This is a genomic window from Streptomyces sp. NPDC007896, assembly GCF_042959425.1.
Lineage (GTDB): Bacteria > Actinomycetota > Actinomycetes > Streptomycetales > Streptomycetaceae > Streptomyces.
This window is the reverse complement of the sequence record NZ_JBIBKX010000018.1, coordinates 93,429-115,258: the sequence shown is the minus strand read 5'-3', so window position 1 is coordinate 115,258 and position 21,830 is coordinate 93,429. Positions and strand designations below refer to the sequence as shown.

Annotated in this window: 18 protein-coding genes; 13 read left to right on the top strand and 5 right to left on the bottom strand. The window is 69.4% G+C overall.

Features of this window, described 5'->3' with window-relative positions; all coding sequences use genetic code 11:
• Nucleotides 1-108 precede the first annotated feature (108 nt).
• From ACFZDJ_RS42775 to ACFZDJ_RS42760, 4 genes are all read left to right on the top strand, one after another.
• Entirely contained in the window at nt 109-2,040 is a 1,932-nt protein-coding gene (locus tag ACFZDJ_RS42775) for an ATP-binding cassette domain-containing protein (protein ID WP_391067439.1), read from the top strand.
• Between the two features lie 162 nt (nt 2,041-2,202).
• On the top strand, nt 2,203-3,090 hold the full coding sequence (locus ACFZDJ_RS42770; RefSeq protein WP_159064415.1) for a FadR/GntR family transcriptional regulator: 888 nt from the start codon (nt 2,203-2,205) through the stop codon (nt 3,088-3,090).
• A gap of 453 nt (nt 3,091-3,543) precedes the next feature.
• Entirely contained in the window at nt 3,544-5,079 is a 1,536-nt protein-coding gene (locus ACFZDJ_RS42765) for an RNA polymerase sigma factor (RefSeq protein WP_101403801.1), read from the top strand.
• A 133-nt stretch (nt 5,080-5,212) separates the two neighbouring features.
• Nucleotides 5,213-6,031, top strand: a complete 819-nt coding sequence (locus ACFZDJ_RS42760; RefSeq protein ID WP_390936381.1) for a trypsin-like serine protease — start codon at nt 5,213-5,215, stop codon at nt 6,029-6,031.
• Between the two features lie 360 nt (nt 6,032-6,391).
• Here ACFZDJ_RS42760 and ACFZDJ_RS42755 read toward each other — a convergent pair whose 3' ends face one another.
• Nucleotides 6,392-6,622 carry a hypothetical protein gene (locus ACFZDJ_RS42755; protein ID WP_075030622.1) on the bottom strand — a complete coding sequence of 77 codons (231 nt, stop codon included), beginning with the start codon at nt 6,620-6,622 and terminating at the stop codon, nt 6,392-6,394.
• Between the two features lie 440 nt (nt 6,623-7,062).
• Between ACFZDJ_RS42755 and ACFZDJ_RS42750 the strand changes: the two genes are divergently transcribed.
• The 6 genes from ACFZDJ_RS42750 (at nt 7,063) to ACFZDJ_RS42725 (ending at nt 14,289) form a co-directional block, all read left to right on the top strand.
• Complete coding sequence (locus ACFZDJ_RS42750) at nt 7,063-9,186, top strand: DNA gyrase subunit B (RefSeq protein ID WP_390936378.1); 2,124 nt, start codon at nt 7,063-7,065, stop codon at nt 9,184-9,186.
• A 573-nt stretch (nt 9,187-9,759) separates the two neighbouring features.
• Complete coding sequence (locus tag ACFZDJ_RS42745) at nt 9,760-10,284, top strand: DUF1453 domain-containing protein (protein WP_391067437.1); 525 nt, start codon at nt 9,760-9,762, stop codon at nt 10,282-10,284.
• Nucleotides 10,281-11,432 carry a histidine kinase gene (locus ACFZDJ_RS42740; RefSeq protein ID WP_390936374.1) on the top strand — a complete coding sequence of 384 codons (1,152 nt, stop codon included), beginning with the start codon at nt 10,281-10,283 and terminating at the stop codon, nt 11,430-11,432. Before ACFZDJ_RS42745 ends, ACFZDJ_RS42740 begins: the two co-directional genes overlap by 4 nt.
• On the top strand, nt 11,429-12,112 hold the full coding sequence (locus ACFZDJ_RS42735) for a response regulator transcription factor (RefSeq protein WP_168511906.1): 684 nt from the start codon (nt 11,429-11,431) through the stop codon (nt 12,110-12,112). Before ACFZDJ_RS42740 ends, ACFZDJ_RS42735 begins: the two co-directional genes overlap by 4 nt.
• Nucleotides 12,113-12,217: 105 nt before the next feature.
• Nucleotides 12,218-12,700, top strand: coding sequence for a DUF485 domain-containing protein (locus ACFZDJ_RS42730; RefSeq protein ID WP_391067434.1), 483 nt, complete (start codon nt 12,218-12,220; stop codon nt 12,698-12,700).
• Nucleotides 12,697-14,289 carry a cation acetate symporter gene (locus ACFZDJ_RS42725; RefSeq protein WP_391067431.1) on the top strand — a complete coding sequence of 531 codons (1,593 nt, stop codon included), beginning with the start codon at nt 12,697-12,699 and terminating at the stop codon, nt 14,287-14,289. Before ACFZDJ_RS42730 ends, ACFZDJ_RS42725 begins: the two co-directional genes overlap by 4 nt.
• A 109-nt stretch (nt 14,290-14,398) precedes the next feature.
• Here the strand turns inward: ACFZDJ_RS42725 and ACFZDJ_RS42720 are convergent, their stop codons facing one another.
• Nucleotides 14,399-15,091 carry a response regulator gene (locus tag ACFZDJ_RS42720; protein ID WP_054229901.1) on the bottom strand — a complete coding sequence of 231 codons (693 nt, stop codon included), beginning with the start codon at nt 15,089-15,091 and terminating at the stop codon, nt 14,399-14,401.
• A 161-nt stretch (nt 15,092-15,252) separates the two neighbouring features.
• Here ACFZDJ_RS42720 and ACFZDJ_RS42715 point away from each other — a divergent pair, with 161 nt between their 5' ends.
• From ACFZDJ_RS42715 to ACFZDJ_RS42705, 3 genes are all read left to right on the top strand, one after another.
• Nucleotides 15,253-16,068, top strand: coding sequence for an ABC transporter ATP-binding protein (locus tag ACFZDJ_RS42715; protein WP_054229902.1), 816 nt, complete (start codon nt 15,253-15,255; stop codon nt 16,066-16,068).
• On the top strand, nt 16,058-16,933 hold the full coding sequence (locus ACFZDJ_RS42710) for an ABC transporter permease subunit (protein ID WP_391067428.1): 876 nt from the start codon (nt 16,058-16,060) through the stop codon (nt 16,931-16,933). The genes ACFZDJ_RS42715 and ACFZDJ_RS42710 overlap by 11 nt, the downstream gene beginning before the upstream one ends.
• A 158-nt stretch (nt 16,934-17,091) precedes the next feature.
• Nucleotides 17,092-18,156, top strand: a complete 1,065-nt coding sequence (locus ACFZDJ_RS42705; RefSeq protein WP_384915774.1) for an ABC transporter substrate-binding protein — start codon at nt 17,092-17,094, stop codon at nt 18,154-18,156.
• A gap of 125 nt (nt 18,157-18,281) precedes the next feature.
• Here the strand turns inward: ACFZDJ_RS42705 and ACFZDJ_RS42700 are convergent, their stop codons facing one another.
• The 3 genes from ACFZDJ_RS42700 to ACFZDJ_RS42690 all read right to left on the bottom strand — a co-directional run bounded on the left by ACFZDJ_RS42700 (nt 18,282) and on the right by ACFZDJ_RS42690 (nt 21,774).
• Nucleotides 18,282-18,962: a response regulator gene (locus ACFZDJ_RS42700; RefSeq protein ID WP_390936364.1), complete on the bottom strand. Its 681-nt coding sequence runs from the start codon at nt 18,960-18,962 to the stop codon at nt 18,282-18,284.
• Nucleotides 18,959-20,710 carry an ATP-binding protein gene (locus ACFZDJ_RS42695; RefSeq protein WP_391067425.1) on the bottom strand — a complete coding sequence of 584 codons (1,752 nt, stop codon included), beginning with the start codon at nt 20,708-20,710 and terminating at the stop codon, nt 18,959-18,961. The genes ACFZDJ_RS42700 and ACFZDJ_RS42695 overlap by 4 nt, the downstream gene beginning before the upstream one ends.
• A 119-nt stretch (nt 20,711-20,829) precedes the next feature.
• Nucleotides 20,830-21,774: a sucrase ferredoxin gene (locus tag ACFZDJ_RS42690; protein WP_391067423.1), complete on the bottom strand. Its 945-nt coding sequence runs from the start codon at nt 21,772-21,774 to the stop codon at nt 20,830-20,832.
• Between the last annotated feature and the right edge of the window lie 56 nt (nt 21,775-21,830).

Sequence of the window (21,830 nt, the reverse complement as noted above, 5' to 3'; positions counted from 1 at the left end):
GGCGGATCGACTCAGAGGGGCGTGTCGTCCCGAAAGAGTGGGAAGAGCTGCCCCGGATGAGCCGCAAGGTGCCCGAAAAACCGGAAATGTCACGCTATCTTGCTGTGAGTGATCCAGGCCATCGGATTGACCAGCAACCCCCGCAAGGAGCTTCCCCCCGCCGTCGACGACGTGTCCTTCGAGGCGCGCTCGGGCCGCGTCACAGCGCTCCTCGGAGCCCCGGGCGCGGGCAAGACGACGGCGCTGAGGCTCATGCTCGAACTCCAGCGGGGCCGCGGAACCACCTACTTCAGAGGCCGTCCACTGCACCGGATCGCCCATCCCTCGCGTGAGGTCGGTGTGCTCCTGGGCGAGGTGCCGGGCCATCCCGCGCGTACGGTCCGCGGACAGCTCGGCATGGTGTGCGCGGCCGTCGGTGTCCCGATTCGGCGCGTCGACGAAGTGATCGAAGTCGTCGGGCTCGTGAGCCTGCGCGACGAACGCCTGGGCACCTTGTCGCACGGCATGGACCGCCGTCTGGGCCTGGCCTGTGCGCTGCTGTCCGATCCGCACACCCTCGTCCTCGACGATCCCGCCGGCGGTCTCTCCATCACCGACAGTCGCTGGCTGCACGGGATTCTGCGGGCGCACGCGGCCCAGGGAGGCACCGTTCTGTTCAGCACGGACGACCCCAAGGAAGCCGCTCGGACGGCCGACCAGGTCATCACGCTGGAGGGAGGCCGGCTCGTCGCCGACCAGGAAGCCGCGGACTTCGCCCGCACCCGGCTCCGCCCCCGGGTCGCCGTCCGCAGTCCGCACGCCGTCCGCCTCGGCGCCCTGCTCACCAAGGAGGCCCGCGCCGCGCAGCGTTCCGTCGAGGTCGTGCGCGAGGACGGCAATCGGCTCTCGGTGTACGGCAGCACCTGCGCCGACATCGGCGAGACCGCCTTCCGGCACGGCATCCTCGTACACCAACTCGCTGACGAGACCGGCGACATGGGGCCACATGCCACGCTCCCTGCCGAGGGTCTCGCCCCCGCGACCCTCGACACCATGACCTCTGCCTGCGAGAGTTCCACCTCCACGGTCGATGCCCCCGTGACCGACGAATCCGCGACCGACGAATCCGCCACCGTTGTAGCCGTGACCGACGAATTCGCCACCGCCGTAGCCGCGGCCGGTGCGGACACGGCCGACGAACGGGGGCCGGCCGAGTCGCAGACCCGTCCGCCTGCTTCGCTGGGCGCGCGGGACCTGCCCCAGCTCCCGCCCCTCATCGCCGTACGCCAGGCCCCGAACCCATTGCGTCCGCTGCGCTACGAACTGCGGCGCGCCACCGGAGTGGGCACCGGCTACCTCACCGCGATCGCCGTGCTGGTCACCTCCGCCCTGCTGTCCGTAATCCTGGCCAGAATCGGTCACACACCCCAACCGCGGCTCCTGGCCGCCTGGCCGCGGGAATGCCCTCTGCCACCCGCGGCGCTCGGTGCGGGACTGCTCGGGGCGCTCGCCTTCGGCGAGGAGTTCCGCCACCCCGCCCTGGCCGCGGACCGCGGCACCGTCCCCCGCCGCCTGGGACTGCTCGCCGCCAAACTCCTCGTCGCCTCGGTCACCGCGCTGTCGCTGGCTGTCCTCACGGTGGGCTGCGACCTCGAAATGCTCTATCTCGTCTACGGACGAGAGCTCGTCGGAGTTCCCGCGGACTGGCTTTCGCTGAGTGCGAGTTGGATCGGCCTCACGGTGGGCTGCGCCTGGGCGGGAGTGCTGGCGGCGGGCATCTTCCGGTCCACCACCGCCGGGCTTGCGGCGGTGCTCGCCGTCCCGGTCGTGGTCGTACCACTCGTACAAAAGACCTTGGCGGGACCGTCCGTGCGGAAGGCGGCCGGGTTTTCCGAGCGACTGCGCGAGCTCGTGCTGATGCAATGGCCGTTCGGGGGAGAGCGCTATATCGCGGCCGGGGCGCGCCTTGTCGCCGAACCCGTGGGCGGTGCCCTGATGTTGTCGCTGACCGCTCTGCTCTGCGCGTATCTGCTCACGACCCTGCGAAGCAGGGTGCGATGACGACCGTCCTTACCCTTCCGTTCCCGCCGTGCGCACAACTCCCCGGAGAACGCCCATTTCTTTCCGATAAGGCGTCAATTGCGACGCGGTGAGCGATCACCCTTTCGTGTGCTTTTCACCAAAGACCTCAAGGGAGTTGGAGACAGCGCCGACAAATGATCCGTGAGTACCCTTGCGCACACCATGATGACCGCCGCCCGCTCCTCAGACTCCGGCCTGGCCGGCCCGGGCGGACTAGACCGCTACCCCTACGCCGAGGGCCCTGGTGCCGAACGCGTCGGCGCCTCCGCGTGGGAGGGCGCGGACCCGGAGCTGGGCCGCGTCGGCCGGCGCGCCGCGGGCAGCCGCGGACGCGGACTGCACGGCCAACTCGTCCAGCAGCTGGGTCAGATGATCGTCTCCGGCGACCTGGGCGCGGACCGACCGCTCGTCCCCGAGGAGATCGGACAGCGGTTCGAGGTCTCCCGTACCGTCGTCCGTGAGTCGCTCCGCGTCCTGGAGGCGAAGGGGCTGGTCAGCGCCCGCCCCAACGTCGGTACGCGCGTGCGCCCCGTCAGTGACTGGAATCTTCTCGACCCGGACATCATCGAATGGCGGGCCTTCGGGCCGCAGCGCGACGACCAGCGGCGCGAGCTGAGCGAGCTGCGCTGGACGATCGAGCCGCTCGCCGCGCGTCTGGCCGCCGGGCACGGGCGCGAGGAGGTCCAGCAGCGCCTCGGAGACATGGTCGAGATCATGGGCCATGCCATGGCGCAGGGTGACTCGCTCACCTTCTCGCGGGCCGACGCGGAGTTCCATTCGCTGCTCATCCAGGTATCGGGCAATCGCATGCTGGAGCACCTTTCCGGGATCGTCTCGGCCGCGCTCCAGGTCTCCGGCGGCCCCGTCACCGGCTGCGACCGACCGAACGAGACCTCCTTGACGCACCACGGCCGGATCGTCGACGCCCTGGCCGAGGCCGACGGCGCGGCGGCCGAGGCGGCCATGCGGCAGTTGCTCGCCGTTCACCCCGAGGTGGAGCGCGTGGTGCCCGCGCCGCGCGAGCACTGATCGCGCCCCGAGAGCGGCGCGGTCGGGGGGCGTGTGCCCTCTCGTGGCATCGCTTGGTCGGCGGAACATCCCCCGCCGGACCCCGTCGGATCCTTCCGGGATCCGGCGGGATCCGGCGATGTGATGCAGGTGATCAAGCCATCGGTTGAGGTGATGAACCCATCGGTTTGAGGTGATGAGTCCATCGGCTGACCTCCTCTGACCGTATCTGGCCGCTTTTGGGCACTTACGGGGTGTGACTCGGGCCACGCAGATTGGGCGTAACGCTCTTCGGAACTGCGCGATGACCTAAGAGGTGACAGCCGAGGAGGGAATACGGACGCCGTTTACGGCGCTGTGCATCCTCCCGGCTCCCGCCCGCGCCGTCGACCCATCCCCAAGTCGGCGGTCGTCGGCTCCTGTCCGCAGTGGACGGGGCCGGAAGCCGTTTTCCAACGTTCCGAGAGGTTGTTCGTGTCGGCCAGCACATCCCGTACGCTCCCGCCGGAGATCGCCGAGTCCGTCTCTGTCATGGCGCTCATTGAGCGGGGAAAGGCTGAGGGGCAGATCGCCGGCGATGACGTGCGTCGGGCCTTCGAAGCTGACCAGATTCCGGCCACTCAGTGGAAGAACGTACTGCGCAGCCTCAACCAGATCCTCGAGGAAGAGGGTGTGACGCTGATGGTCAGTGCCGCGGAGCCCAAGCGCACCCGAAAGAGCGTCGCAGCGAAGAGTCCGGCCAAGCGCACCGCCACCAAGACGGTCGCGGCGAAGACGGTGACCACCAAGAAGGTCGCCGCCACCGCCGCCCCGGCGGTGCCCGTGGCCGACGATCCGGCTGAGGACGCGTCCGCCAAGAAGGTCGCTGCCAAGAAGACGGTCGCCAAGAAGGCCGTCGCGAAGAAGACGGTCGCCAAGAAGGCCGTCGCGAAGAAGACCACCGCCAAGAAGGACGACGCCGAGCTCATCGACGACGAGGCGGTCGAGGAGACCCCGGGCAAGCCCGGTGCCGAGGAGCCCGCCGAGGACGGCGCCCAGGGCTTCGTTCTGTCCGACGAGGACGAGGACGACGCGCCCGCGCAGCAGGTCGCCGCGGCCGGCGCCACCGCCGACCCGGTCAAGGACTACCTCAAGCAGATCGGCAAGGTCCCCCTGCTCAACGCCGAGCAGGAGGTCGAGCTCGCCAAGCGCATTGAGGCCGGTCTGTTCGCAGAGGACAAGCTGGCCAACGCGGACAAGCTCGCCCCCAAGCTCAAGCGCGAGCTGGAGATCATCGCCGAGGACGGCCGTCGCGCCAAGAACCACCTCCTGGAGGCCAACCTCCGTCTGGTGGTCTCCCTGGCCAAGCGCTACACCGGCCGCGGCATGCTCTTCCTGGACCTCATCCAGGAGGGCAACCTCGGTCTGATCCGCGCGGTCGAGAAGTTCGACTACACCAAGGGCTACAAGTTCTCCACGTACGCCACCTGGTGGATCCGTCAGGCGATCACCCGCGCCATGGCCGACCAGGCCCGCACCATCCGTATCCCGGTGCACATGGTCGAGGTCATCAACAAGCTCGCGCGCGTGCAGCGTCAGATGCTCCAGGACCTGGGCCGCGAGCCCACCCCGGAGGAGCTGGCGAAGGAACTCGACATGACCCCTGAGAAGGTCATCGAGGTCCAGAAGTACGGCCGCGAGCCCATCTCGCTGCACACCCCGCTGGGCGAGGACGGTGACAGCGAGTTCGGTGACCTCATCGAGGACTCCGAGGCCGTCGTCCCGGCCGACGCGGTCAGCTTCACGCTCCTCCAGGAGCAACTGCACTCCGTCCTCGACACCCTGTCCGAGCGCGAGGCGGGCGTCGTCTCCATGCGTTTCGGTCTCACCGATGGTCAGCCGAAGACCCTCGACGAGATCGGCAAGGTGTACGGCGTCACGCGTGAGCGGATCCGTCAGATCGAGTCCAAGACGATGTCGAAGCTGCGTCACCCGTCGCGTTCGCAGGTGCTGCGCGACTACCTCGACTAAGTCTCGACCGTACTGTCGCCGAGGGCCCGACTCCCGATGGGGAGCCGGGCCCTCGGCGCATGCATGGAGTGCGCGCCGCCGCCCGCTGGATCACTCTGGGTGTTCCATGACCGTCCCAGAGTGAGGAACACGCATGCGCCGTCCTTTCACACCAGTACTGGCCCTTGCGGCCGCCGCGGCCCTCATACCGCTGGCATCCCCCGCCCCGGCCGCGACCGACGACGTCGTCATCGGGGGCCATCCGGTGGACATCGCCCAGAGTCCGTGGATGGTGGCACTGTCCAGCCGTGACCGGTTCGGGGGTACGCGGGCCGGGCAATTCTGCGGCGGCGTGGTGATCGGCCCGTCGCTCGTGCTGACCGCGGCCCACTGCCTGAGTCCGCTCGTGCTGGGGGCGCCACCGCAGCAGATCCACGATTTGAAGATCATCGCGGATCGTACCGACCTGCTGTCCGGCAACGGCAAGGAGATCCCGGTGCGCGACACCTGGGTCAATCCGCAGTACGACGCCGTCACGAACGCCGGGGACTTCGCCGTGATCACCCTCGCCTCCCCGCTGCCCCAGAGCTCGGTCATCCGTATGGCCTCCTCGGGGGATCCCGCGTACGCGCCCGGCACGGCCGCCGCGGTCTACGGCTGGGGCGATACGACAGGCACCGGCAATTACCCGCTCAGTCTGCGGTCCGCGAGCGTGAAAGTACTGTCCGACTCGGCCTGTGAGCGGGCGTATCCGGGGAGTGAGGAAGGGGCTTATCAAGCCGCTTCCATGGTGTGCGCCGGGGAGGCCGCGGGTGGGCGGGATGCCTGTCAGGGGGACAGCGGTGGCCCGCTCGTCGCCCAGGGGCGGCTGATCGGCCTTGTGTCCTGGGGCAGCGGCTGTGGGCAGGCGGGAAGCCCCGGGGTCTACACGCGGGTCTCAGGCGTCGTCAGGGCGCTCGACACGAGCCGCTGAGGCCGCGCAGGCGGAAGCGGTACGGAATGCAGCGGATCGCGGGGCGCCGGGGCGGGGCGAATCGGGGGCGCCTGGAGGGTGCGCGCGAGCGATTCGGGCCAGTGGCGTGTGGAGGCGCGCCGGTGCGGTACGGGCCGGTGGCGCGTAGAGCTGCCCGGCAAGGGTGCGAACCGGTGGCGCGTTGAGGCGCGTGAACGCGGTCCGCGTCGAGCCGCACGGGATCGTGCGGCCGCTCCGGGCGGTGGCGCACTGCACCGCCGGGAGGCGGTACGCATACGGGCGGTCACCCCGAGTAGCAGGGGTGACCGCCCGTACACCGGCCTATTGCCAGAGCTGGCTCGTCGTCGTTGACGCGAAGTGTCAGCGCTCTTCGTCGTTGGACGTTGCCGGGACCGACGTCAGTCGCTCCGTCTCGTCCTGTATCTCAGCGGCGATCTTCTTGAGTTCCGGCTCAAACTTGCGTCCGTGGTGGGCGCAGAAGAGCAGTTCACCGCCGCTGAGGAGGACGACGCGCAGATATGCCTGGGCGCCGCAACGGTCGCAGCGGTCAGCGGCCGTCAGCGGGCTCGCGGGGGTCAGAACAGTAGTCACGTCGCCTCTTCTCTAGCTCGACGAGCTGTCGTACCAGGGTCAACATCCAACCAGGCCGAAAACGTTCCCGCTCGTGGCTTTTCCTCGAAAAATTCTTCCGGGGCGGCTGTCTGCTGCCGGGTGGCGGCGAATGAGCCGTATTACGTGTCTTTGTGTCTTACGGGTTCGCGCTGTCTGTCAGGGTCAGTCCTCCCCGGCTGGCTTGCCGGTTGTTCATGAGGACGTGCCCGGAGCCTAAATGGTTCATGCCTGGAAGGGAACGTGATATGTACTTCACTCCATCGAGGGATCGAACACCCATGCGAGCCTGGACTAGTCTGAGTTCATGCGAGGGTGGCGTTACAACGGCTCTACCAGGCCTCGGTACCCTCTGAGCGGAGACCGAAGCCGGCCCCTTACCCAAAAGGGTCCCATCTGAAATTCAGCGAGGAGCGAACCGCGTGACCGCCGACACGTCCGTGCCGTCCACAGCGTTGCTGACCGGAGCAGACCGGGACGGTTCCAACTACACCGCGCGGCACCTGCTCGTCCTCGAGGGGCTCGAGGCCGTACGCAAGCGCCCTGGCATGTACATCGGCTCGACCGACAGCCGCGGTCTTATGCACTGCCTGTGGGAGATCATCGACAACTCCGTGGACGAGGCCCTCGGGGGCTACTGTGACCACATCGAGGTGATCCTGCACGACGACGCCTCGGTGGAGGTGCGGGACAACGGCCGTGGCATCCCGGTCGACGTGGAGCCCAAGACCGGCATGTCGGGCGTCGAGGTCGTGATGACCAAGCTGCACGCGGGCGGCAAGTTCGGAGGCGGCTCGTACGCGGCCTCCGGTGGTCTGCACGGCGTGGGCGCCTCCGTGGTGAACGCGCTCTCCGCCCGTCTGGACGTCGAGGTGGACCGCAGTGGCCACACCCATGCGGTGAGTTTCCGTCGCGGCACTCCGGGAGCGTTCAAGGCGGACGGTCCCGAGGCCGCCTTCGACGCGTCCAGCGGGCTGCGCAAGCTGAAGCGGATCCCCAAGACACGCACCGGCACGCGCGTGCGCTACTGGGCCGACCGCCAGATCTTCCTCAAGGACGCCAAGCTCTCGCTGGAGAACCTGCACCAGCGCGCCCGCCAGACCGCGTTCCTGGTGCCCGGCCTGACCATCGTCGTCCGTGACGAATACGGGCTCGGCGAGGGCGGCAGCAAGGGCGAGGAGTCCTTCCGCTTCGACGGCGGCATCAGCGAGTTCTGCGAGTACCTGGCCACCGACAAGCCCGTCTGTGACGTCCTCCGCTTCTCCGGGCAGGGCACCTTCAAGGAGACCGTCCCGGTCCTCGACGACCACGGGCAGATGACGCCCACCGAGGTCACCCGTGAGCTCGGCGTCGATGTGGCGCTGCGCTGGGGCACCGGCTACGACACGAACCTCAAGTCGTTCGTGAACATCATCGCCACGCCCAAGGGCGGCACCCACGTCGCCGGCTTCGAACAGGCCGTCGCCAAGACGATGAACGAGGTTCTGCGGGCCAAGAAGCTGCTGCGGGTCGCCGAGGACGACATCGTCAAGGACGACGCACTGGAGGGCCTGACCGCCGTCGTCACCGTGCGCCTCGCGGAGCCGCAGTTCGAGGGCCAGACCAAGGAGGTCCTCGGCACCTCGGCGGCCCGCCGGATCGTGACGAACGTGGTCTCCAACGAACTCAAGGCCTTCCTGACCACCACGAAGCGGGACGCGGCCGCGCAGGCCCGGGTCGTGATGGAGAAGGCCGTCGCCGCCGCGCGTACGCGGATCGCGGCCCGCCAGCACAAGGACGCGCAGCGTCGGAAGACCGCCCTCGAGTCCTCCTCGCTGCCCGCCAAGCTCGCGGACTGCCGTAGCGACGACGTCGAGCGCAGCGAGCTGTTCATCGTCGAGGGAGACTCCGCGCTCGGCACCGCCAAGCTGGCCAGGAACTCCGAGTTCCAGGCGCTGCTGCCGATTCGCGGCAAGATCCTCAACGTCCAGAAGGCGTCCGTCACGGACATGCTCAAGAACGCCGAGTGCGGCGCGATCATCCAGGTCATAGGGGCCGGGTCCGGGCGGACGTTCGACATCGACGCGGCGCGGTACGGGAAGATCATTCTGCTCGTCGACGCCGACGTCGACGGGGCGCACATCCGGATTTTGCTGCTGACGCTGTTCCAGCGGTACATGCGGCCGATGGTCGAGGCGGGGCGGGTGTTCGCGGCGGTGCCGCCGCTGCACCGCATCGAGCTGAGCCAGCCCAAGAAGGGCCAGGACAAGTACGTCTACACGTACTCGGACCGTGAGCTGCGCGAGACGCTGCTGGAGCTGCAGCGCAAGAACGTGCGCTACAAGGACTCGATCCAGCGTTACAAGGGTCTTGGCGAGATGGACGCCGATCAGCTGGCGGAGACGACGATGGACCCGCGCCACCGGACGCTGCGGCGGATCAACATCTCCGACCTGGAGGCGTCCGAGCAGGTGTTTGACCTGCTGATGGGGAACGATGTCGCTCCTCGTAAGGAGTTCATCTCCAGCTCTGCGGCGACGCTGGATCGGTCGCGTATCGACGCGTAGGCGCTGCACTGGCGGGGACGGGGGCGGGAGCCGGGTGCTTGTGGTGGGTCGGGGCCGTGGCGGTGCGTCGAGCCCGTCGCCGCTGGATCAGGCGTGGGCCGGGCATGGGAGCCGCTGCTCGATCCGGGCGTAAGCGACGGGCTTGCGACGCACCGCCACGGCCTCTTCCGTGGGAGGGCCGGCTGCGGGTGGGTGGGGGCTGGGCGCGCAGTTCCCCGCGTCCCTCCAGGGGCGCTGCGCGCATCTTCAGCCGTCCGGCGTTTGAGGACGAGGCCGTTCAGACCGTTCAGGCCGATCGGGGGTTTGGGGGCGGAGCCCCCGAGTGGGGATGGTGAGGGTCCCCCTGCTCGAGCGAAGCCGAGAGCTTGGGGGAGGGTAGGGGCGGGGGCGAGAAGCGCGGTTGGTGGGTGCGGGCCGTGGGGGCTCCACCCGTGGGTGGAGGGGTGAGGTGGGTGCGAATCCACCCACGATCCACCCCGGCTCCGATCTGCTGAGCTGCCGATTTCCGTAGCGTCGAAGGCGTCGACAGCGCTGGCTGTCGGCACCCGCTCTTCCTCGCCCACGGAGGTCGTGATGTCCGGGCTCGTCAATGCCTTGGTGATCCTCGCCGTTGTTGTGCTGGTCGTCGCGCGCCAGTTCCGTACGCGCAGGATCAGCACGGACAGGCGGTGGTGGATCGTGCCCGCGGTCCTGGCCGTGATCGCTCTGCGGGGGCCGGGCCTGATCGACATCCACCATCGGACCGAGGCGATTCTGCTGCTGGGGGCAGAGCTGTTCATCGGGCTGGCCACCGGAGCCGCGTGGGGGTGGACGACACGGATATGGGCGGAGCCGGACGGCTCGGTGTGGAGCAAGAGCACCAAGGCCAGCGCGGCCGTCTGGGGTGTGGGCATAGCCCTGCGGCTGGGACTGTTCGGCATCGGCTCCTTGTTGGGCGTCCATCAGGACAGCTCCGCCCTGCTGCTCGCCCTCGCGGCCACTCTGCTGGTCCGCTCCGGAATCCTGGCCTGGCGCTCTCAGTCTCTGCACCCGACCGTCGCGCAGGCGACGGCGTACGGTGACGACGTGCCCCAGGGCTCGTGGAAGGAGCGCGTGTGACGGAGAACGCTTTGAAGCGCTGGCCCTCCCGCGAGGCGCTGTCCCGAGCCGGAGTGGCCAAGCCCAGGCGCGCACTCGCCTGGGCCGCGCGCCTCTTCGCCCTCGGCCTGCTCCTGTGGACGACCTTCACGAGCGGCCATCTGGGCGCCTGGAAGATCGCGGCGGGCGTTTTGGGGGTCCTCGTCTGCGGGCTGGCGGCGTGGGCCTTCTGGCGGACCACGCTCGAACACCGTCTGCTGCCGTCTCTGGCGCTGCTCGCCCTGCTGCTCGTGATCGCGACGGTGGGAGTGAGCACGGGCTTCCGGGTGCCGGCCATCGTCCTGTGGTGCGGGTGCGCCATCAGCGCCATAGAGAGGCTGCCTCTCGCGGCGGCACTGCCTGCCACCTCCTTGGCACTGAGCGCGTTCGCGGCGGTCAACAACGACGTCTGGCTGACCACGGCGGCTACCGCCGGGGGTCTCGCCCTGGCCGGATACGTGCTGCGCCTCGACGCGGAGGCCCGCGGCAGTGCCCAGCGGTTGCTCGCTCAGGAGCGGGCGGCTCGTATGGCCGAGGCGGAGTCCGCGGCGCTCGCGGAGCGGGCCAGGATCGCGCGGGAGATCCATGACGTCCTGGCGCACAGTCTCTCGGCGCAGATGGTGCATCTGGAGGCGGCCCGGTTGCTGATCGAGCGGGGCGCCGACCGGGAGCAGATCCTCGATCGGGTGGTGGCGGCGCGTGGGATGGCCCGTGAGGGGCTTGCCGAGACCCGGCAGGCGCTCTCCGCCCTTCGGGGGGAGATGTCCCCGGTGGAGGACTTCCTGAGCGAACTGGTCGCCACGGCGGACGGCGCCGACATCACCGTCGCGGGTGAACGGCAGCCGCTGCCCGCCGAGGCCTCGCAGGCGGTGCGCAGGGTGGCGCAGGAAGCCCTGACGAACGTCCGCAAGCATGCGCCGGGCGCCAAGGTCCATATGCGGCTCGAGTACGGCGAGCACGAAGTGACCCTGGGTGTACGGGACTCGGGAGGACCGCCGGGCGAACTCAGCGGTGCTGGGGCCGGGTACGGTCTGCTGGGCATGCGGGAGCGTGCCGAGCTGCTGGGTGGCTCGTTGGAGGCCGGGCCGGACGAGGAGGGGTTCGTGGTGACGCTGAGGGTGCCTGTATGACGGAGGAGGAGACCAGGAAGCCGGCTCGGGTCGTGGTGGCGGACGACCAGACCGTGGTGCGCGAAGGCATCGTGATGCTGCTGGGGCTGCTGCCGGGGATCGAGGTCGTGGGTGCGGCCGGGGACGGCCACGAGGCCGTGGCACTTGTGGCCGAGCTCGCCCCGGACGTCGTGCTGATGGACCTGCGCATGCCGCGCTGCGACGGCGTCGAGGCGACCCGGCGCATTCGCGCCGAGCATCCGGGGACGCAGGTCGTCGTGCTTACCACGTACGCGGACGACGAGTCGCTGTTCCCCGCGCTCAGAGCGGGAGCCCGTGGCTATCTCACCAAGGACGCGGGTGGCGACGAGATCGTGCGCGCGGTGGAGAGCGTGCTGTCGGGGGACGCGGGACTCTCGCCGAGCATTCAGCGGCGATTGTTGGAGCGGCTGTCGGAACCGGCGCCCGCAGCCGATGTGCCCGTGGAGCCGCCCGATGGGCTCACCACGCGGGAGACCGAGGTGCTGCTGCTGATCGCCGACGGCCTCACCAATCAGGAGATCGCCCGCAGGCTGCACGTCTCCACGGCCACTGTGAAGACCCACATCAACAACCTCTTCGCCAAGACGGGCCTCAAGGATCGTGCTCAGGCAGTGCGTTATGCCTTTGGGAAGGGTCTCGTACGGCCACCGACGGGATGAGTCACCTGATGGGGTGAAGAGCGCGGAGAGAAGAGTCCGGGATCTTCCCGATCTGTCCATCCTTGGGCACGCGGCCGAAAAAGGGTCGCGGACAAGGAGAGTTCGGTGGAGAAGCACGACGGTCGCGATACCGGGGAGGTCCGGTTCGATGACCCCTGGTACGACGCGCTCGCCTCCGGCTGGGGTGAGTTGGACGGCACGGGCGCTCCCGCCGTGCCGTCCGCGCGCCTGGAGCAGGAAGGTCGCACGGGCGGGACGGCCGACGTCTATCTGGAGGTGCAGCGCAGTGCGGCCTTCCAGGAGGTGCGCAGCCGGTACCGGAGGTTCGTGGTGCCGGGCGTCGCCGTGTTCTTCACCTGGTACGTCAGCTATGTGGTGACGGCGACGACGGCGCCCGGGTTCATGGCCCGGCCCGTCGCCGGCGCGGTGAACGTGGCGATGGTGGCGGGGCTCGGGCAGTTCCTCAGCACGTTTCTGTTCACGTGGGCGTACGCGCGGCATGCGCGGCTGCGCAGGGACCGGGCCGCGCTCGATCTGCGCTGGGACACCCAGGAGCTGACCCGGAGCGTCAGAGGTGGTGAGCGGTGACCGGCAACCATCAGACGCTGGCGCTGCTGCTGTTCAGCGCGTTCGTGGCGGTGACGCTGGGGATCACGACGTGGGTGAGTCGCAACCGGCACGGGTCGGCCGAGGAGTTCTATGCCGGCGGCCGGTTGTTCTCGCCGATGGAAAATGGTTTTGCCATTTCGGGTGACTACATGTCGGCGGCGTCGTTCCTGGGGGTCACGGGGCTCATCTCGCTCTACGGCTACGACGGGCTGCTGTACGTCGTCGGGTTTCTTGTCGCCTGGCTGGTCGTCCTGTTCCTGGCCGCCGAACTGGTGCGCAACTGCGGGCGGTTCACTCTCGCCGACGTCGTCGCGGCCCGGATGAACGAGCGGCCGGTGCGGATCGCGGCGGGAACCTCTTCGGTGACCGTGTCCGTTCTGTATCTGGTGGCGCAGATGGTGGGGGCGGGCAGTCTGGTCGCGCTACTGCTGGGAGGCTCGAGCGAGGCGGCGCGGAACTGGACGGTGATCGGCGTCGGCGCGCTCATGGTGATCTATGTGTCGCTGGGAGGGATGCGGGCCACCACGTGGATTCAGATCGTCAAGGCGGTCCTGTTGCTGAGCGGTTCCATCGCCCTGACCGTGCTCGTCCTGGTGCGGTTCCACGGGGACGTGAATGAGTTGCTGCGTTCGGCGGCGGAGCGCAGCGGGCATGGTGACGCGTTTCTCGCACCCGGGTTGAAGTACGGCGGGGACTGGACGGCGCGCTTCGACTTCATCAGCCTGGGGCTCGCGCTCGTGCTCGGTACGGCCGGGCTGCCGCACATCCTGGCGCGTTTCTACACCGTGCCCACGGCACGGGCCGCGCGGCGCTCGGTGGTCTGGTCGATCGGGCTCATCGGGGGTTTCTACCTGATGACGATCGTGCTGGGCTTCGGCGCGGCGGCGATCGTCGGCCCGGAGGCGGTGCGGGGAGCGAACGCGGCGGGCAACACGGCGGTTCCGCTGCTCGCGCTCGATCTGGGCGGCGGTGCGAACTCCGCGGGAGGAACGGTTCTCTTTGCTGTTGTCGCGGCCATTGCCTTCGCAACGATCCTCGCGGTCGTCGCCGGGATCACCCTGGCGTCTTCGGCGTCTGTGGCCCACGACCTCTATGCCTCGGTGCGCCGTCGGCATGCGAAGCCCCGCAGCGAGGTCACCGTGGCGCGTACGGCGGCGGTGGGCATCGGGGTGGTCGCGATCGCGCTCGGGCTGCTGGCCCGCGACCTGAACGTGGCCTTCCTGGTGGGCCTTGCCTTCGCGGTCGCCGCCTCCGCGAACCTGCCGGTGCTGTTGTACTCGCTGTTCTGGCGGAGTTTCACGACCCGCGGTGCCGTGTGGGCCGTATACGGCGGATTGGTGCCCGCACTGCTGCTCGTCCTGCTGTCGCCGGTGGTGTCGGGGAGTCCCGATTCACTGTTCCCGAGCGTGGACTTCCAGTACTTCCCGTTGCAGAATCCCGGCCTGGTGTCGATTCCGCTCGGCTTCCTGGCGGGCTGGCTGGGCACGGTCACGTCCGCGGAGCCGCCGGACGAGGCCAAGTACGCGGAGACCGAGGTGCGGTCGCTGACAGGTGCTGGGGCGGTCTGAGGCGGCCTCAGGTGAGTGCCCGGGGGCGCCTCCAGCTAGCGGGGGCGCCCCCAGCGGCGTACGGCCCAGCGGCGTACGTCGTGCGCCGGGGTGATCCAAACGACAGGGCTTAGGGCGCCACCCAGGCGTACCGGTGTTCCGGGCGGCCCGTGTCGCCGTACTTGAGCGAGAGGCGCAGCCGTCCCGCCTGTTCGAGGTGGCGCAGATAGCGCTGGGCGGTGGAGCGGCTGAGCCCGGTCTCGGCCGCGACCTCGTGGGCCGACAGCGGCTGGTTCGCACGGTGGAGGACACCGCAGATCAGGTCCGTGGTGGGTTCCGAGTGGCCGCTGGGCAGCCCCGGCGAGGACGGGACGGGCGTGGTGCGCAGGGCGCTGAAGATCCGGTCGACCTGCTCCTGACCCGCCACGCCGCGCCCGCCGACCCGGTCGACGGTGCGCCGCAGGGCCGCGTACGAGTCGAGGCGGGTGCGCAGCGCGGCGAAGGTGAACGGCTTGACCAGATAGTGCAGGGCGCCCAGGCGCATCGCGGCCTGCACGGTCGTCACATCGCTGGCCGCGGTGATCATGATGACGTCGGTGCCGTGGCCGCGTTCGCGCATGCGGTGCACCAGTTCGAGGCCCGTCTGGTCGGGCAGATAGTGGTCGAGCAGTACCAGGTCGACGGGCGCGCGCTCCACGGCGGCCAGGGCCTGGGCAGCGCTGTGCGCGCGGGCGGCCACCCGGAATCCGGGAACCTTCCCCACGTACTTCGCGTTGATCTCAGCGACGCGGAAGTCGTCGTCCACGACCAGGACGTCAATCATCGGGCCTCTTTCTCTCAAGGCCTGGCGAGCGTTAAGCCCGTGTTTCGGCTCCGCTGTTGTAGCGCGAGCAAAACGAGCACAACAGACTCTTGCAAGCATAAGAAGGCCTTGCGCCCAGAAGACTGATGCTGTGGCCCGCGCCACACCTACGGTCCCGGGCCATGAGCGCAGACACCAGCCCCGCCATTGAGCTGCGGGGCGCGAGCAAGATCTTCAAGACCCCGTCAGGGGGTCTGCACACGGCGGTCAGGGAGCTCGATCTGACGATCGGCCGTGGCGAGTTCGTGGCCGTCGTCGGCCCCACCGGCTGCGGGAAGTCCACCACCCTGACCCTGGTGAGCGGTCTGGAGGAGCCCACCGAGGGCGAGGTCCTGGTGGCCGGCGAGCCGGTCGCGGGCGTCGGCGACAAGGTCGGCTTCGTCTTCCAGCAGGACGCCACCTTCCCCTGGCGCACGGTGCTGTCCAACGTCATGGCCGGCCCGCGATTTCGCGGTGTTCCCAAGACGGAGGCCAAGCAGCGGGCCCGCGAATGGCTGGCCAGGGTCGGACTGTCGGCCTTCGAGGACCGCTACCCGCACCAGCTCTCCGGCGGTCAGCGCAAGCGCGTCGCCCTCGCCGCGACCTTCGTCAACGACCCCGAGATCCTGCTGATGGACGAGCCGTTCTCGGCGCTCGACGTGCAGACCAGGGCCCTGATGTCGGACGAGCTGCTGGAGCTGTGGGAGGGCACCGGAGCCTCGGTCGTCTTCGTCACCCACGACCTGGAGGAGTCCATCGCGCTCGCCGACAAGGTCGTCGTGATGACCGCGGGCCCCGCCACCGTGAAGCAGGTCTTCGACATCGATCTGCCGAGGCCGCGCAAGGTCGAATCGGTGCGCCTGGAGCCGAGGTTCATCGAGATCTACCGCGAGATCTGGGAGTCCCTCGGTGAAGAGGTCCGCATCACCCGAGAGAGGGGCGCCGCGAATGTCGCCTGACGTCATGCCCGAGACCGTCGTCGCGACGACCGCCACCGAGCCCGCCAAGCCGGGGCGCGCCCACTCCCGTGCCCGTGCCGCCCGCAGACGCAGAATCATCGTCGCCGCCGTCCGCGCGGTGCTCCTGGTCGCCGTGCTCGGCCTGTGGGAGGTGTTCGCACGCGCCAAGATCATCGACCCGTTCAACTTCTCCATGCCGTCGAAGATCTGGGACCAGGTCTACACCTGGGTGACCCACGGGACGGCGCTCGGCTCACTCGGCGAGCAGATCTGGTACACGCTCCACGAGGCACTGCTCGGCTGGGTCATCGGAGTCGTGGCCGGCGTGGTCTTCGGTATCGCGCTGGGACGCATCGCCTTCCTCGCCGATGTCCTTGGTCCATACATCAAGGTGCTCAACTCCATACCCAGGATCGTCCTCGCGCCGATCTTCGTGATCTGGTTCGGGCTCGGACCGGCCTCCAAGGTCGCCTCGGCCGTGGTCCTGGTCTTCTTCCCGGTCTTCTTCAACGCGTTCCAGGGCGCCCGTGAGGTCGACCGCAACCTCGTCGCCAACGCCCGGATCCTGGGGGCGAGCGACCGCCGGGTGACGCTTCAGGTCGTCATCCCCTCCGCCACCTCGTGGATCTTCACCAGCCTCCATGTCAGCTTCGGCTTCGCCCTCATCGGTGCGATCGTCGGCGAGTACATCGGCGCCACCAAGGGCATCGGTCTGCTCGTCGCCCAATCCCAGGGCACCTTCAACGCGGCCGGTGTGTATGCCGCGATGGTCATCCTCGCCGTCGTCGCCCTGCTGGCCGAAGGGCTGCTCACCTTCGCCGAGCGCCGCATCTTCCGCTGGAAGCCGTCGGACTCCGAGAGCTGATCGGAGGACAACGCCCGCCCAGGGAGCCGGATTTCCTCTCAGAGCTCTCCAAGGTGCCCGATTTCCTTTCGGCGCTCTCCCGGGTGCCCCTTTTCCGCTCAACACTCCCCAAGGCACCCCTTTTCCCACATTGCTTTCTCACAAGGACGTGACCCATCATGCGCAAGACCGCCAGATACTCCGCACTGGCAGCCGCCGGTCTGCTCGCCCTCTCCTCGCTCACCGCCTGCGCCAACGACGCGGCCTCCACCACCGCCGACTCCGGCAGCAACGGGGGCGGCGGCAAGGGGGAGCACGTCAAGATCATGGTCGGTGGCCTGGACAAGGTCATCTACATGCCGGCGATGCTCACGCAGCGGCTCGGCTACTTCAACGACCAGGGTTTGGATGTCGAACTCCTGAGTGAGCCGGCCGGTGTGCAGGCGGAGACCGCACTCGTGTCCGGGCAGGTCCAGGGAGCCGTCGGCTTCTACGATCACACCCTCGACCTGCAGACCAAGGGCAAGGCCGTGGAGTCCGTCGTGCAGTTCTCGCACGCACCCGGCGAGGTGGAGATCGTCTCCAACAAGCGCGCGGACGACATCACCTCGCCCAAGGACTTCAAGGGCAAGAAGCTCGGCGTCACCGGGCTCGGTTCCTCCACCGACTTCCTCACCAAGTACCTCGCGGTCAAGAACGGTGTGAAGGTCAGCGAGTTCGCGCCGGTCGCCGTGGGTGCGGGTCCGACCTTTGTCTCGGCGCTCCAGAAGGGGGCCATCGACGGTGGCATGACGACGGACCCGACCGTCGCCACGGTCCTGCAGAAGGGCCTCGGCAAGGTGCTCATCGACATGCGCACGCCGAGCGGATCGCAGGAGGCGCTCGGCGGTCCGTATCCCTCGTCCAGCCTCTACATGCAGACGGACTGGGTGAACGGCCACAAGGAGACGGTCCAGAAGCTGGCCAACGCCTTCGTGAAGACCCTCAAGTGGATGTCCACGCACAGCGCCTCCGAGATCGCCGCCAAGATGCCCGCCGACTACTCCCAGGGCAACAAGACGCTCTACGCCACCGCCATCCAGAGCACGCTGCCGATGTTCACCAAGGACGGCGTGATGCCCGCGGACGGCCCCGAGACCGTCGAGAAGGTGCTCAAGGCGTTCAACCCCAACATCAAGAACGCCAAGGTGGACTTGAGCAAGACATACACCACGGAGTTTGTGAAGAAGGCCGTCACTGGCTGAGGAAGAAGGCCACCAAGGCCACCGCCGGCGGAGAAGCGAAGGCCGCCACTGGCCCAGAGCGGGCGCGGCCTCTTCCCCCGCCCCGTGGCCGCGTCTTCAGGATCTTCCCCTCTTCGGTCGTGCCCTCAGGCGCGGGTCGCCCAGACGTAGCGATGCTCCGGGCGGCCCGCGTCGCCGTATTTGAGGGTCAGCCTGGCCCGTCCCGTGCGCTCCAGGAGCTTCAGATAGCGCTGGGCGGTCTGCCGGCTCAGTCCGGTCTCCTCGGCGATCTCCTGGGCCGACAGCGGCCCCTCGGCGGTCACCAGGGCCTGCCGGACGAGCTCCGCGGTCGGGGGAGAGTGCCCTTTGGGCAGGTCCGGCTCCGCAGTCGCCGACAGGGCGCCGAAAATCCGGTCCACCTGGGCCTGCTCGGCCTCGCCGCCGCCGTCGAGCGTGCGGCGCAGATCCGCGTACGCCTCCAGCTTGGTGCGCAGGCCCGCGAAGGCGAACGGCTTGACCAGGTACTGGAGGGCGCCCTGCCGCATGGCCGCCTGGACGGTCGAGATGTCCCGGGCCGCGGTCACCATGATGACGTCGGTCTGGTGGCCGCGCCGCCGCATCTCCTGGACGACCGCGAGGCCCGTCTCGTCGGGCAGGTAGTGGTCCATCAGGACCAGGTCCAGGTGGGGAAGCGTCTCCATCCGGTGCAGCGCCTCGGCGGCGCTGTGCGCCTCGCCGGCGACACGGAAGCCGGGCACCTTGCCGACGTACGCGGCGTTGACCCGCGCGACCCGCGTGTCGTCGTCCACGACCAGGACCTCGATCATCGCGACTCCTCCTCGGCGGTCGTGGTGCCCATGCTGTCCTGGGAGAACGCGTCCGGCTGTCGTACGAGTTCCGGTGCGGGCCCGCGGCCGGGTTCGCCCTCCGGGCCCGACACTGGGCCTTCCGCCGGCCCGAGACCGGCCTCCGTGAGCGCTTCCGGCAGTACGACCGTGAACTCCGCGCCCCCTCCGTCGGCCTCCGCCGCCTGCGCGCTGCCTCCTTGCCGCTCGGCGAGCCGGCGCACCAGGGAGAGTCCGAGTCCGCGTTTGCCGTGCGCGGGTGGCGTCTTGGTGGACCACCCGTCCGTGAAGATCAGCTCCCGCCGCTCCGCCGGAATTCCCGGCCCGGTGTCCCGTACGCGCAGCACGGCAGTGCGTCCCTCGGCGCGCAATTCGACCTCCACACGCGCGTGCGGGGTGCCCGCGACGGCGTCGAGTGCGTTGTCGACCAGATTGCCCACGACGGTGACCAGCCCCCGCGGGTCGACCAGCCGGTCGGGCAGCCGGGTCCCGTCCGCGACCCAGAGAGCCACCCCGCGCTCGGCCGCCACCGTGGCCTTGCCGACCAGCAGGGCGGCCAGCAACGGATCGTGGATCTTCTCGGTGACCTGCTCCGCGGTGACCCTGTGGTCGCCGACCACCTCGCCGACGAACTCCACGGCGTCGTCGTACATCTCCAGTTCGAGCAGCCCCAGCACCGTGTGCATCCGGTTGGCGTGCTCGTGGTCCTGTGCGCGCAGGGCGTCGATCAGACCGCGGGTCGAGTCGAGTTCACGGCCCAACTGCTCCAGTTCCGTGCGGTCGCGCAGGGTGGCCACGGCGCCGCCGTCGTCGGTCGGCATGCGGTTGGCGACCAGGACGCGCTGACCGCGCACCGTCAGCAGATCCGTGCCGGTGACCCGTCCGGCCAGCACATCGGTCGTGCGGCCCGGCCCGAGCGCGTCGTCGAGCGGCTGCCCGATGGCCTCCGCGTCCAGCCCGAGCAGGCGCTGCGCCTCGTCGTTGAGGAGCCGTACGCGGCCGACACGGTCCAGGGCGATGACGCCCTCCCGAATGCTGTGCAGCATCGCCTCGCGCTCCGCGAGCAACGCCGAGATGTCGGAGAAGGCCAGGTCACGGGTCTGCCGCTGGACCCGTCGGGAGAGCAGGTACGCGGCGAACGCGCCGACGGCCAGAGCCCCGCCCGCGTACGCGAGGAGTCCCGGGATCGCGTGGATCAGCCGGGCGCGCACACTGTCGTACTCGATGCCCACCGAGACCGCGCCGATGATGTGCCCGTCGGCGTCGCGCAGCGGTACCTTGCCGCGGGCCGAGCGCCCCAGCGTGCCGCTGTCGATCTCCATGACGTCCTCGCCGGCCAGGGCCTTCTTGGGGGAGGTCGAGACGACCCTGCCGATCTGCGAGGTGTCCTTGTGCGACCAGCGCACCCAGTGCGTGTTCATCACCACGACGTACTCGGCCTTGCTGGCCTTGCGGATCCGTTCCGCGGCGACCTGTACGGGGCCGTTCACGGACGGCAGGGTTGTCTGCAGGTCCCTGGCGATCTGCGGCTGGGCCGCCGTGGTCTGCGCGATCGCGAGCGCCCGGTGCATGGCTTCGTCGTCGAGCTGGGCGCTGAGCGGGGCGAGGAACAGCCCCGTCGCGAGCACGGCGACCCCGGCGGCTATCGCCACCTGCATCAGCAGTACCTGCGAGAACGCCCGCCGCGGCAGACCGAGGCGCAGTCGCCGTGCGGGGGGAGTGGGGCTCATACCCATGACGGTACGGGGGAGCGCGCGCCGGGCCGAAGGGAGTGTGGCGTGGATCTCTCGAGTGGTGTGTGGGGAAGCCGTGGTTGGCGGGTACGGGCCGGCCCGCTCAGGAGTCTTGGTCAGCAGGCTACGGGGATCGCGGCCCGGGGCATCTCCCGTACGGCCACCACGTCCATCCGGGCCGGGGAGCCCAGCGCCGAGCCGCAGCTCTCCGGGCGGGGCGGCAGTGACGCGCCCTGCGCGACGATGACGCGCCACAGGCGCCCGTCGGTGTGGGCGACGGTCACCTCCCAGCGCGGCGCCGCGCCGTCCGTGCGGACGACGCCGAGGGCTTCCGCGGCGTGCTCTCCGCAGGCCCTGCGCACAGCCAGCTCCGCCGCCTGCCCGGGCCGCTCCCACGCCGAGTTGCCACGGCAGCCCTCCGTGACGACGCGGCCCTCCCGCACGCCCTGGAGGATCTCCTTGACCGCGTGGGCCTCGGCCCGCCCATAGGCGTATCCGAACGGCAGGACGAGCAGGGTGGGCGAGAAGCGGTGACCGCCGAGGTGGGTGACCTCCCATGCGCCCGCCACGCCCGAGGCGGCGAGTTCCGCAGCGAGGGGCCGGCCCAGGAGCGCGCAGCAGCGGTCGCGCTTGCCGTTGGTGCAGACGAGCGCGAGCGGATCGCCCGTGTGGCGCCGGCCCTGGAGAGCCGCGTCGAAGGTGCGGGGGTCTCCCTTGCCGAGCGCGGCGAAGTCCAGGTCGAGCAACCGCTCAGGAGCGCACGTCGTGGCGCTGTGCAGCCATACGTCGCCCGGCGTGGTGTGAGCCGCGTACACCTGGCGCTCGGCGGCCGTACCGCAGTCGGCGTGCCGCCCGGGGCGGCGGATGAGCGCGATCCGCACCCCGGTCTCCTGGGCCGCGGCTTCGAGCGCGCGGCCGAGTGCAGGGTCCAGGTGGCTCGACGTGAGCGCCTTCGTACCCCAGGGGCCCGGCTGTTCGAGGAGCAGCCATGTCCTCGCGGTCGCCGCGGTCCCCGCGAGGGGCTCGTCGAGGTCCCGGGACGCGGTCGTGCACGTACTCACAGAGGTGAGCCTAACCTGACTTCGACCAGGGCGACTTCCGACCGTGCGTATGGGGG